The sequence below is a fragment of the Paenibacillus shenyangensis genome, from assembly GCF_000346635.1.
Classification (GTDB): Bacteria; Bacillota; Bacilli; order Paenibacillales; family Paenibacillaceae; genus Saccharibacillus; species Saccharibacillus dauci.
In genome coordinates, this window is the sequence record NZ_AOIG01000010.1 from 164,901 (window position 1) to 175,650 (window position 10,750).

Genomic DNA, 10,750 nt, shown 5'->3' on the forward strand with positions numbered 1-10,750 from the left:
TTAGCCGGAAAGGAAGCGCAGCATGATCTGGTTGTTTATTTTGTGCATTATATTTATTTCCCAGATAGGTACGATTCTGGTACTGGAGTTCCGTTCACCGACCAAAGCGGTCGCCTGGATGTTTATTTCCTTTTGCGTTCCTTTTATCGGGTTTATCGTGTATTACTTTGTGGCACGCAACTATCGGAGCCGCAGAACGATCCGTAAAAAAGGAACGATTATTTTCCGTGAAGTACGCAGTCGGCTCTGGAAGCAAGCCGCTGTTATCCGCTCGGCCGAGGATATGGGCAATGAAGAATTTCTGGCGCAAGGACGATTGTTCTCGCTGCTGTCCCATCTGACCGAGAATCCAATCACTTCATGCAGCCAGATCGAAGTGCTGACCGATGGCAAGCCGACTTTTACGGCAATGCTCAAGGCACTGGAACAGGCTCAGCATCATATACACATCCAGTTCTACATTTTCCGCGATGATATGATTGGCCGGGAATTTACCGAAGTGCTGATCCGCAAAGCACAGTCCGGTGTCAAAGTACGGATGATGTGCGATGGACTGGGCAGTTATCATCTCAAGCACAAATTTGTCAAAAAGCTCAAAGCTGCCGGTGTAGAATTCCACTTCTTTTTGCCACCGTTTACTTCGTTTATTCAGCGTGAAGTCAATTACCGTAATCACCGCAAAATTCTCGTTATCGATGGAGAGGTCGGTTTTATCGGCGGACTGAATATCGGTGATGATTACCTTGGACTGTACTCCAGTCTGGGATACTGGCGGGATACGCACCTGGAAGTTCGCGGGGATACGGTTTACTTTTTACAGATTGTGTTTCTGGAAGACTGGGAGTTTGCCTCCGGTCAGCGGATCACCGATCCGGTCTATTTCCCCGAGCATCAGTGTGCCGGACAAGAACGGGCATTGATCGTAGCCAGCGGTCCGGATCGTAACTGGAATGCCATCCAGGAGATGTGTTTCAGTGCGCTGGCTGTAGCCAAGCGGCGTATCTGTATCACAACGCCGTATTTTATCCCGGATCAGAGTATTTATGCAGCGATCAAGACAGCTGCGGTCAGCGGGGTAGAAGTGGATATTATTATTCCCAAAATATCCGATTCCCAGATTGTTCAATACGCATCCCTCTCTTATATCGAGGAACTGATGAGAGTCGGCGTACGGATTCACCAGTATGAAAAAGGATTCGTTCATGCCAAAGTAATGATTATCGATGATCTGCTTGCGTCGGTCGGTACAGCCAATATGGATATGCGCAGCTTTTATAGCAATTTCGAGCTGTCTGCCATTTTGTTTGAACAGGAGACGATCGAGCGGCTGATGGAGGATTTCAATCGGGATCTGAAGGAAAGCAGCCGAATCAATTATCATGAATTTATCCGTCGTTCCCGGGTACAGAAGACTATGGAGACTTTGTCACGCATGCTGTCGCCTCTTTTGTAGGACAGCCGGATTCATGAACAAGATAACCCTGATACAAAAAGGAACAGACCGGCCTAAGCAGCAGTGGAATATGATATAATCTCTGTAACAGCCTGCATGTTGCAGAGATTTTTTTGCGATAAAGTAGGATTATCGGCTGTGCCGGTACAAGATTATTGATAGAAAGCAGAATAGCCGCAGGAATTTGCGACTATTTGCAACGGAGGCACTCATGGCGAATCAGAAGCCGCAACATTACTACGAATACCGGAGCCATCATCTGAAGGAGACAGAGCAACTGGCTGCTTTTCTGGCACAGCGTGCCATACCGGGGACGATGATTACACTTGATGGTGATCTGGGAGCCGGCAAGACGCATTTTTCCAAAGCATTTGCTCGCCATCTGGAAGTTTCGGGCATGGTGAACAGCCCTACTTTTACCATTATCAAAGAGTATGAGGGACGTATGCCCTTTTACCATATGGATGTATACCGGATCAGTGAGCCGGAAGCAGCTGATCTGGGATTGGATGAATATTTTTTTGGAGAAGGTGCGACGCTGGTCGAGTGGTCAAGCCGAATCGAGGATCTGCTACCCGAAGAGCGGCTGGCTATCCAGATTACCGTAAATGAGGATGACAGTCGTACAATTGCCTGCACCGGTTATGGCGAACCCTATGCCGCATGGTGCCAGGAGCTCATACAGAATGGAGTCAGTGACAATTGATGAATGAAATGAACAGACAACCGCGCAAGCGGTTTTTGGTTTTGGATACGGCTACGGCTGCGCAGGCTGTAGCCATTATGGAAGATGAACAGGTACTGGCTGCTCATAGCAGTAATGCCGATCGCAATCACTCGGTAGGCTTGATGGACAGTATTACTACGCTCATGGCGCAGACAGGTACGGAGCGTCATCAGCTGGATGGAATTGCAGTAGGGATCGGTCCCGGTTCATATACGGGAATCCGGATTGCTGTGACGACGGCCAAGACACTGGCATGGACGCTTCAGCTTCCTGTTGCAGGCTTCTCGAGTCTGGCTGCGCTGGCATGGAGCGGTTATCATGCTCGTGCCGAAAGGGAAGAGACAGATACAACGCAGTCGGCAGATCATGAAGCACAGCCGTCTTCCTTTGCCGAGATGGCATCTGGACTGGACTGGATCATTCCATTGATCGATGCCCGGCGTGCGCAGGTCTATACTGGTCTTTTTCAGATTAGTGCAGAACAGCAATTGCCGCAGCAGTTACAGGATGACCGGATTATCTTGATGGATGAATGGATGCAGCGCATGGGTGAATACTATCAATCCCTGCCGGAAATCGAGCGTCCACAGCGTATCCTGATTGTTGGAGAGACAGCAGCCCATACCGAACGTGCAGAACAGCTGCGCACGATTGTAGGAGAGCGTCTGCAGATCCGTGCCAGCAGTCTCGAAGCGCAGCGTGCCGGACAGATTGGCGCCGCGCGTCTGCTCGCCGGACAGAATGACCCTGTGCATACCTTGTTACCCAATTACACGCAGCTGTCGGAGGCGGAAGCCAATCTGCTGCGTCATTCCTAGAGAGAGGAAGTGCAGCTGTGGAATCACTATTCAGCCCTCGTGAGGAGCAACCGGCTCTTCGCAGGATGACGATCGAAGATATTACGAAAATTATGGAAATTGAACATGAGGCATTTACTCTTCCGTGGACCGAAGAAGCATTCCGCAATGAGCTGACGATGAACCATTTTGCCCGTTATCTGGTAATTGAACTGGAGGGTATCATTGTTGGCTATGCAGGGATGTGGACGATTATGGATGAAGCCCATGTGACCAATATAGCGATCCGCGAATCATGCCGTGGTCGCAAATTGGGACAGATGCTGCTGCTCCGGCTGATGGAATGGGCAGTAGAACTCGGAATGGTACGGATGACGCTGGAAGTTCGCGTCACGAATGAGCCAGCCCAGAATCTGTACCGCAAGCTTGGTTTTGTAGATGCAGGGGTACGTAAGGGATACTATTCGGACAATAATGAGGATGCACTGATTATGTGGTGTGAGCTTCCGCAGCAAGGGGAGCATGGAAATATGGAAGGAAGCGTGGATTATTCATGATAAAGCAGGAGCACCAGCAGCAGGTGTGCAATATTCTGGCGGTCGAGACGAGCTGCGACGAGACCTCGGTAGCTATTGTACAAAACGGTAAAAAGGTATTGTCCAATCTGGTATCCAGCCAGATCGAGACGCACAAGGCATTTGGCGGTGTTGTTCCGGAAGTGGCTTCCCGCAAGCATGTGGAGAGTATTACACTGATGATTGAGGAAGCGATCAACGAATCGGGATTGTCTCTGCAGGATATCTCCGCTGTAGCCGTAACCGAAGGACCGGGACTTGTCGGTGCGCTGCTGGTAGGGATTATGGCGGCCAAAAGTTTGGCTTTTGCGCTGGACAAACCGCTGATCGGTACGCATCATATCGCCGGTCATATTTATGCGAACAATCTGGTAGCAGACATACAGTATCCATCGCTGGCTCTGGTCGTATCAGGAGGTCATACCGAGCTGGTATTGCTGGAGGGCGAAGGTCAGTTCAAGCTGATCGGCAGCACCCGTGATGATGCTGTGGGCGAAGCGTATGACAAGGTGGCGCGCGCACTCGGGTTCCCTTATCCTGGGGGTCCTTATGTAGACAATCTGGCAATGGAAGCAGCTTCTGCTGTTGATCTGCCGCGTGTCTGGCTGGAGCCGGGATCATATGATTTTAGCCTGAGTGGTCTCAAATCAGCGGTACTGAATGTAGTGAACCAGAAGAAGATGCGCGGAGAAGAGCCGATGACGGCCGAGATTGCCCGTGGATTCCAGGAAGCCGTCGTAGAAGTATTGGTGGAAAAGGCTATTCGTGCTGTGCGTGCCTACGGTGTACGTCAGCTGCTGCTGTGCGGCGGCGTAGCGGTCAACAAAGGACTGCGCAAAACGCTTACCGAGCGATGTGAACGCGAGCAGATTGAGCTGCTGATTCCACCATTTGAGTACTGTACCGATAATGCAGCCATGATTGGTGCTGCTGCTTATCTCAAATGGAAACATGGAGAATTTTCCGAACTGGATATCAAGGGTGATCCGTCCATGTCTTTGGAAAAATGGTCGGTCGCAAGTTCGCCACAGCTCGGTTGATTCAAAAAGTGATTGTACAGCTATTACAGGCAGTCGCAGAACAAGTATAGATATGCCAGTTAGATAGCAAGATTATACATCTGGTCAAATTACGAACACATAAAAGGCTGTTCCCGGAAGCAATGATACTCCAGGGAACAGCCTTTTTATAATAGAATGTTTTACTTAATGGATGCCAATTGGATAATAAGTCACTTCAAACAATCAATAAATGGAAAATAATGGATTTTACATTACACAGCATGAGCAGTCGTGCCTGTCAAGATGTTAACAAGTTTATCCACATATCCCCTGCAATTTGTGTATAAGATTGAAATAAGGCGTTGCATTAACCTTTTCTTTAAATCTGAAACAGGGGATAGAATATAACTGGAATTATTATCAAATCTGTGGACAATGTGCATAACTCAGTGGATAAATATGGATAAAATCAGAAAGTGGCGATTTATAAGCAAAAATCGAATAGTAACATCCAATATTTTCCGTTGATAACCCTGCCTAACTGTGGATAAACCTGTTTACAAATCCAAACGCTCTTTCTTACAAAAAGTATATATATTTTACAAATTCGTGGACAGCTCTTGACAGCAACCTACTCGGCTGCGAGCAGTTCCCATTCTTCATAGGCATCTTCCAGTGCCTGCTGATGACGTGCAATCTCTTCTTGACGGGATTGCACGGCTTCATAGTCCTGATACACCTCAGGTAACGTAAGCTGCTCTTCCAGTTCGGAAATTCGTTCTTCCCAGCCGGCGATATCAACTTCCAACTGCTCCAGCCGACGCTTGCGGTTGCGTTCTTCCCGTTTGGCTTGTTTGCCTTCTTCATAAGAATTGGCAGGTACAGCTATACCGGAAGCAGCAGCCGTCGCAGCCGACTTGGCTTGCACAGCAGCAGCAGCTTCTTCAGCGAGCTCCTTCAGTTCCTGCTTTTTGGCCGTATAATCATCAAAGTTACCGAGATAAGTAGTCAATCCATCCGGACGCAGTTCCAGAATGCGTTCTGCCATTTTATTAAGGAAATAACGGTCATGGGAAATGAATAGCAGCGTGCCTTCATAATCCATTAATGCCGATTCCAGTACTTCCTTGCTCATTAGATCCAGATGGTTGGTCGGCTCATCGAGAATAAGTACATTGGCTTCAAGCAGCATTAGTTTGGTCAGGGAGACTCGGGCTTTCTCGCCCCCGCTAAGTGCAGATACTTTTTTGAGTACATCTTCACCGCTGAACAGGAAGTTGCCAAGCACTGTACGGATACGAACCTCTTCCAGATGAGGGAAATTGCCCCATACTTCTTCAAGTACGGTATTATTCGGATTCAGATGCCCCTGTTCCTGGTCATAGTAACCAATCTTGGTTTTGGCGCCCCATTCGATCTTGCCTGCATCGGGAGGATGATTACCGATCAGGGATTTGAGCAGAGTGGTCTTGCCGGTACCATTGGGACCGATTAGTGCAACCATATCTCCACGCCATAATTCAAAGGAAATCGGCTCGAACAGACGCTGTTTGTCTTCATAGGACAAGGTCAGATTATTCACGCGTAGCACATCTTTACCCGATACGACAGAAGCTGTAAAGGAGAAGCTGGCTTTTTTGAGATCACCCGCAGGACGATCCATACGATCCATTTTCTCCAGTGCCCGTCGGCGGCTCTGTGCACGTTTGGTAGTTGAGGCACGTACGATATTTTTCTGGATAAATTCTTCCATTTTGGCGATTTCATCCTGCTGTTTATCGAATTGTTTGACGGCTGTCTCGTATTCCGCTGCTTTGATATCGATATAGCGGCTATAGTTGCCCGTGTACCGTTTGGAGCGGTGGCGTTCAATCTCGACGATGCCCGTTACCAGACGGTCGAGGAAATAGCGGTCATGAGAGACGACCAGCAGAGCGCCGGAATAGGCACGTAGATAATCTTCCAGCCAGGCCAGCGTATCCAGATCCAAATGGTTGGTAGGCTCATCGAGCATCAGCAGATCGGGTGCCTGCAGCAGGATGCGGGCCAGAGCCAGCCGGGTTTTCTGACCGCCGCTGAGTGTGGATACGGGAGTGTCCTGGGAGAATTCGGCAAAGCCCATTCCGTGCAGAATACTGCGAATACGTGTCTCCATCTCATATCCGCCGCGTTCGCGGAACCAATCCGATCGCTGGGCATAACGCTCCAGCAGATCGGCATAGGCTTTTTCATCTGCCATGCGATCCGGATCGGCAATCTGCTGCTCCATGGTGCGCAGCTCCTGCTCGGTATCGATCAGATCAGCGTATACCGAGCGCATTTCTTCACCGATCGTACTGCCGTGATGCAGTCCGCTGTTCTGTGCCAGGTAGCCCAGCGTCAATTCTTTGCTGCGAAATACCTGACCGCTGTCGTAGGACATTTCACCAGCCAGTATTTTGAGCAGAGTTGATTTGCCGGCCCCGTTTACACCGACCAGACCAATACGTTCTCTTTCCTCAATTTGCAGGTTAATCCCATCCAGAATGGGGGTAATTCCATATAGTTTGGTAATTCCGCTTGCTTGTAATAGCATCTATTATCATCCTTCCAAGTGCCGGAGTGCCGGACACGAACTTAATGTAATCAGAGACAGAAACAGCATGTGGAACATTCAATGATTGATCACTTTCGGAAGAGTATCGGGTTCTTCCACTGTCTGCCGTTTTTGTTATGGCAAAGAAGATTATATCCTTATTATAAAAGAGCTTGCTTCTCATCATGCAGGAAGCAGCCGGGATCGGTCTTAGACCATCCTATTCAGTGTACATGAAACCGCGTTATTTTGCATGGCTTATTCCTTGTACAGCAGATGGTTACGATACTGTAAATGATGCAAAGTGAAATTGGTTTTTTGACAGGAAAGTGTTACACTGTCAATATGAGTGACTCAGGCCTACCATCCGGTCAAGCAGCCTGATCTGCAGGAGGAGGTAGCTGGTGAATTTAGAATCCGGAAAATCTCTTTTGCGCAAGCAGCTTAAAAAGCGGCGTCTGAATATGGACCCTGCACAGAGAATCAAAGAATCGGCAGACATCTGTACTGCCGCTCAGTCATATATAGAACAGTTACGTACTGCAAACGACTCATCCACATTAACCATATTCAGTTATCTGGCTTATCGGGATGAACCGGATACGCTTCCGCTACTGGAGTATTGTTGGCAGCAGGGAGATACAGTACTGGTACCGCGTATTGATCTTCATCATAAAGGTATTTTCCATCTGCATCGTATTGATTCGATTACCGATGTACAGCCAGGTGCTTATGGCATTCCGGAACCGAGTGAAGGATTACCTGCTTTTCCGCAGGAACAATGGCAGGAGATTGATCTGGTTATTGTTCCTGGGCTGGGATATGACTTACAGGGCAGCCGGATCGGTTATGGTGGCGGATACTATGATCGTTTTATGCACAAGTTAACAGTATCGTCCAAACAGCGTCCATTATTGGGGGCTTTTGCTTTTGAAACGCAGATCATGCCTTCTATTCCAATGGAGTCGCATGATTTTCGGATTGATATTTTATTTACCGCTTCGGGATATCGGTATACGAAGCAGCAGGTTTAGGGAAAGTTGGGATACAATGAGCCATCGGGAAAATGAAGAATATGAAGGATTACCGGTATCTTCGGGCAAGCTGACCCATTTCAATGAGCAGGGTCGGGCGCGCATGGTCGATATTTCCGGCAAGGAAAGTTCGGTAAGAAAAGCGGTTGCTTCTACTCGTGTTATCATGAAGCCGGATACACTGGCAGCTATCAAAGCGGGCCAGATTGGCAAGGGAGATGTACTGGCTGTTGCGCAGGTAGCAGGTATTCAGGCTGCCAAGCGTACATCGGACTGGATTCCAATGTGTCATCCGCTACCGCTTACCGGTATTAATGTTACCTTTGAGGATAATGGCCGGGATGAGCTGCATATCGAAGTAGAGGTGAAGACCGAAGGCAAAACCGGTGTGGAAATGGAAGCACTCACAGCCGCTTCGGCAGTCGCTCTGACCGTCTACGATATGTGCAAGGCGCTGCAAAAAGATATGATTATCGGTCCAACACTGCTGCTCTCCAAAAGCGGAGGCAAAAGTGGAGACTATACGATAGATTCATAGATATCCTGTACAGATCAATAAAATACAGAATATGGATTGGCATAGAGATAGGGAGGGTGAGCGTATGGTTTGGAGAACGGCTATTCTCACAGCCAGCGATAAAGGAGCACGTGGAGAGCGTGAAGATACAAGCGCACAGGTCATCCGTGAACTGGTAGAAGAAGAACTGGGCGGCAAGATTGTAGAATATCGTGTGGTACCGGATGAACCGGATGAGATTATTGCTGCATTAATTGAAATGACAGAATATTTTAACGCCGATCTAATTCTGACAACAGGTGGAACAGAGCTGGCCCAGCGTGATGTGACGCCGGAAGCAACGCGCCGTGTGATTCAGCGTGAAGTACCCGGAATGGCAGAAGCCATGCGCGCTACCGTAATGCAGAAAAACCGTTCAGCCATGTTGTTTCGCGGGATCTGCGGGATTCGCGAGCGTAGCCTGATCGTTAATCTGCCGGGTTCTCCCAAAGGCGTACATGAGCACCTGGCAGCCATTATGGACCAGTTGCCGGAAGCGCTGCTGATGATTACCGGACAATACAGTCCGAATGATGAGCGATAAACGGATGTATATTTCACAGCAAAGCTAATTGTGAAAATATAGAAGTTATGGAACTCCTACAGGACTATCGCAATTTTTCGTCATGAGAAATTGTGTTTTTTGTCGTGGTAATGTAATCCAATAATGAATTGAAATGCGTAGCTATGCTATGATAGGAGAACAACAGGCCTGTTCCCGTTGGAGAATGAAGGAGGAGTTCCACATGTTTAGTTCAATTGGTCCTACCGGTTTTATTTTGTTAATCATTCTTGCGCTGATTTTATTTGGCCCCAACAAGCTGCCCGAACTGGGTCGTGCTGTAGGCCGAACGTTCCGTGAATTCAAGGAAGGTACACGCGATATGATGAAGGATGAGGATAAGACGGCCAAAGTTCATGCCGATTCGATCCAGAGTGCCGAAGTGGTACCGGAAGTACGCACGGAAGAGAAACGTTAATCTACGCAGTTAAAGCCACATCCTGGCTGAATATAGACGGAGCTGTAAGCCGCTCACCTCTGGACGGAGAATGAGAATCGCTGTATCGGCCATGTTCCGAATCCCTTCCCCGGTGGAAGGGATTTTCTTTTCCAAGTCAATCCGCCTGGATGATCGGTCCGAGGTTGACTGGAGATATGGCATTGAATGGAGGAACCCCATTGTTTAATTCCGAAAAAGATATGTCCCTCGTTGATCATCTTACCGAACTCAGGCGGCGGTTGATTATTGTAATTGCCGTGCTGTTTTTGGGTCTGATTGCCGGCCTGCTGGTGGCCCAGCCTGTCTATCAGTACCTGGTTGCCGCAGAGACTGCCCGTCAGCTGGTATTCCATGTATTCTCGTTCTGGGATGGCATTGGACTGTATATGAAGATCGCTATGGTCGTTGCTATTGCACTGACACTGCCTTGTGCAGTTTATCAATTGTGGGCATTTGTCAGTCCGGGGCTGCTGCCGCATGAACGAAGGGCAGCGCGCAAGTATATTCCGTTTGTATTTGTTATGTTTCTGCTGGGAGTGCTGTTTGCCTATTATATAATTTTTCCGATGGCTCTTGCGTTTACCTCTCAGGTAACAAGCAGTATGGGACTGGAAGAAACGTATGGTGTAGTACAGTACTTTACCTTTATGTCGAACATTGTATTTCCTGTAGCGGGATTGTTCGAACTGCCGATTATCGTCATGTTCCTGACAACGATCCGTATTCTGACACCGGCATTACTCTCCAAAATACGCAAACCGGCTTATTTTGTATTGGTATTTGTAGCAGTTGTTATTACGCCACCAGACTTTATCTCGGATACATTGGTCGCTATTCCATTACTGATATTGTATGAACTAAGCGTCATTTTGGCCAAAGTCGTCTATCGCAGACAGCAGCGCAGAGATGCCGAGCGACTGCTGGAAGAAATCTAATTATAATGACAAGTATTCTGTAAAAGGGGAAGCCTTCCCATCAGGCGAACCGACTCTGCAGAATACTTTTTTTATTTCCAGAAAAAACACTATCTT

Annotated in this window: 11 protein-coding genes; 10 read left to right on the forward strand and 1 reads right to left on the reverse strand. The window is 48.2% G+C overall.

Annotated features, from left to right (window positions below; genetic code table 11):
* Nucleotides 1–22: 22 nt before the first annotated feature.
* The 5 genes from cls to tsaD all read left to right on the forward strand — a co-directional run bounded on the left by cls (nucleotide 23) and on the right by tsaD (nucleotide 4,592).
* Entirely contained in the window at nucleotides 23–1,453 is a 1,431-nt protein-coding gene (gene cls / locus H065_RS0109675) for a cardiolipin synthase (RefSeq protein WP_017812851.1), read from the forward strand.
* Between the two features lie 211 nt (nucleotides 1,454–1,664).
* Nucleotides 1,665–2,159 carry a tRNA (adenosine(37)-N6)-threonylcarbamoyltransferase complex ATPase subunit type 1 TsaE gene (gene tsaE / locus H065_RS0109680; RefSeq protein ID WP_017812852.1) on the forward strand — a complete coding sequence of 165 codons (495 nt, stop codon included), beginning with the start codon at nucleotides 1,665–1,667 and terminating at the stop codon, nucleotides 2,157–2,159.
* An 8-nt stretch (nucleotides 2,160–2,167) separates the two neighbouring features.
* Entirely contained in the window at nucleotides 2,168–2,998 is an 831-nt protein-coding gene (tsaB, locus tag H065_RS0109685) for a tRNA (adenosine(37)-N6)-threonylcarbamoyltransferase complex dimerization subunit type 1 TsaB (protein WP_238557925.1), read from the forward strand.
* Nucleotides 2,999–3,063: 65 nt separating this feature from the next.
* Nucleotides 3,064–3,534, forward strand: coding sequence for a ribosomal protein S18-alanine N-acetyltransferase (gene rimI / locus H065_RS0109690; protein ID WP_051058711.1), 471 nt, complete (start codon nucleotides 3,064–3,066; stop codon nucleotides 3,532–3,534).
* On the forward strand, nucleotides 3,531–4,592 hold the full coding sequence (gene tsaD, locus H065_RS0109695) for a tRNA (adenosine(37)-N6)-threonylcarbamoyltransferase complex transferase subunit TsaD (RefSeq protein ID WP_017812855.1): 1,062 nt from the start codon (nucleotides 3,531–3,533) through the stop codon (nucleotides 4,590–4,592). The genes rimI and tsaD overlap by 4 nt, the downstream gene beginning before the upstream one ends.
* Nucleotides 4,593–5,184: 592 nt before the next feature.
* Here the strand turns inward: tsaD and H065_RS0109700 are convergent.
* Nucleotides 5,185–7,128 carry an ABC-F family ATP-binding cassette domain-containing protein gene (locus H065_RS0109700; protein WP_017812856.1) on the reverse strand — a complete coding sequence of 648 codons (1,944 nt, stop codon included), beginning with the start codon at nucleotides 7,126–7,128 and terminating at the stop codon, nucleotides 5,185–5,187.
* A 404-nt stretch (nucleotides 7,129–7,532) separates the two neighbouring features.
* Here H065_RS0109700 and H065_RS25685 point away from each other — a divergent pair, with 404 nt between their 5' ends.
* The 5 genes from H065_RS25685 to tatC all read left to right on the forward strand — a co-directional run bounded on the left by H065_RS25685 (nucleotide 7,533) and on the right by tatC (nucleotide 10,654).
* Nucleotides 7,533–8,162, forward strand: a complete 630-nt coding sequence (locus H065_RS25685; RefSeq protein ID WP_017812857.1) for a 5-formyltetrahydrofolate cyclo-ligase — start codon at nucleotides 7,533–7,535, stop codon at nucleotides 8,160–8,162.
* A 16-nt stretch (nucleotides 8,163–8,178) separates the two neighbouring features.
* Nucleotides 8,179–8,700: a cyclic pyranopterin monophosphate synthase MoaC gene (gene moaC / locus H065_RS0109710; RefSeq protein ID WP_017812858.1), complete on the forward strand. Its 522-nt coding sequence runs from the start codon at nucleotides 8,179–8,181 to the stop codon at nucleotides 8,698–8,700.
* A 64-nt stretch (nucleotides 8,701–8,764) separates the two neighbouring features.
* On the forward strand, nucleotides 8,765–9,262 hold the full coding sequence (locus tag H065_RS0109715; protein ID WP_017812859.1) for a MogA/MoaB family molybdenum cofactor biosynthesis protein: 498 nt from the start codon (nucleotides 8,765–8,767) through the stop codon (nucleotides 9,260–9,262).
* A 202-nt stretch (nucleotides 9,263–9,464) separates the two neighbouring features.
* Entirely contained in the window at nucleotides 9,465–9,698 is a 234-nt protein-coding gene (locus tag H065_RS0109720; RefSeq protein ID WP_017812860.1) for a twin-arginine translocase TatA/TatE family subunit, read from the forward strand.
* Between the two features lie 200 nt (nucleotides 9,699–9,898).
* Entirely contained in the window at nucleotides 9,899–10,654 is a 756-nt protein-coding gene (gene tatC / locus H065_RS0109725; protein WP_017812861.1) for a twin-arginine translocase subunit TatC, read from the forward strand.
* The last annotated feature ends 96 nt before the right edge of the window (nucleotides 10,655–10,750 follow it).

What these genes read in the sequence shown, in the direction of transcription:
- H065_RS0109720 (WP_017812860.1), top strand. Translation starts at nt 9,465, where the DNA reads ATGTTTAGTTCAATTGGTCCTACCGGTTTTATTTTGTTAATCATTCTT.
- tsaE (WP_017812852.1), top strand. Translation starts at nt 1,665, where the DNA reads ATGGCGAATCAGAAGCCGCAACATTACTACGAATACCGGAGCCATCAT.
- tsaB (WP_238557925.1), top strand. Translation starts at nt 2,168, where the DNA reads ATGAACAGACAACCGCGCAAGCGGTTTTTGGTTTTGGATACGGCTACG.
- rimI (WP_051058711.1), top strand. Translation starts at nt 3,064, where the DNA reads ATGACGATCGAAGATATTACGAAAATTATGGAAATTGAACATGAGGCA.
- cls (WP_017812851.1), top strand. Translation starts at nt 23, where the DNA reads ATGATCTGGTTGTTTATTTTGTGCATTATATTTATTTCCCAGATAGGT.
- H065_RS0109715 (WP_017812859.1), top strand. Translation starts at nt 8,765, where the DNA reads ATGGTTTGGAGAACGGCTATTCTCACAGCCAGCGATAAAGGAGCACGT.
- H065_RS0109700 (WP_017812856.1), bottom strand. Translation starts at nt 7,128, where the DNA reads ATGCTATTACAAGCAAGCGGAATTACCAAACTATATGGAATTACCCCC.
- moaC (WP_017812858.1), top strand. Translation starts at nt 8,179, where the DNA reads ATGAGCCATCGGGAAAATGAAGAATATGAAGGATTACCGGTATCTTCG.
- tsaD (WP_017812855.1), top strand. Translation starts at nt 3,531, where the DNA reads ATGATAAAGCAGGAGCACCAGCAGCAGGTGTGCAATATTCTGGCGGTC.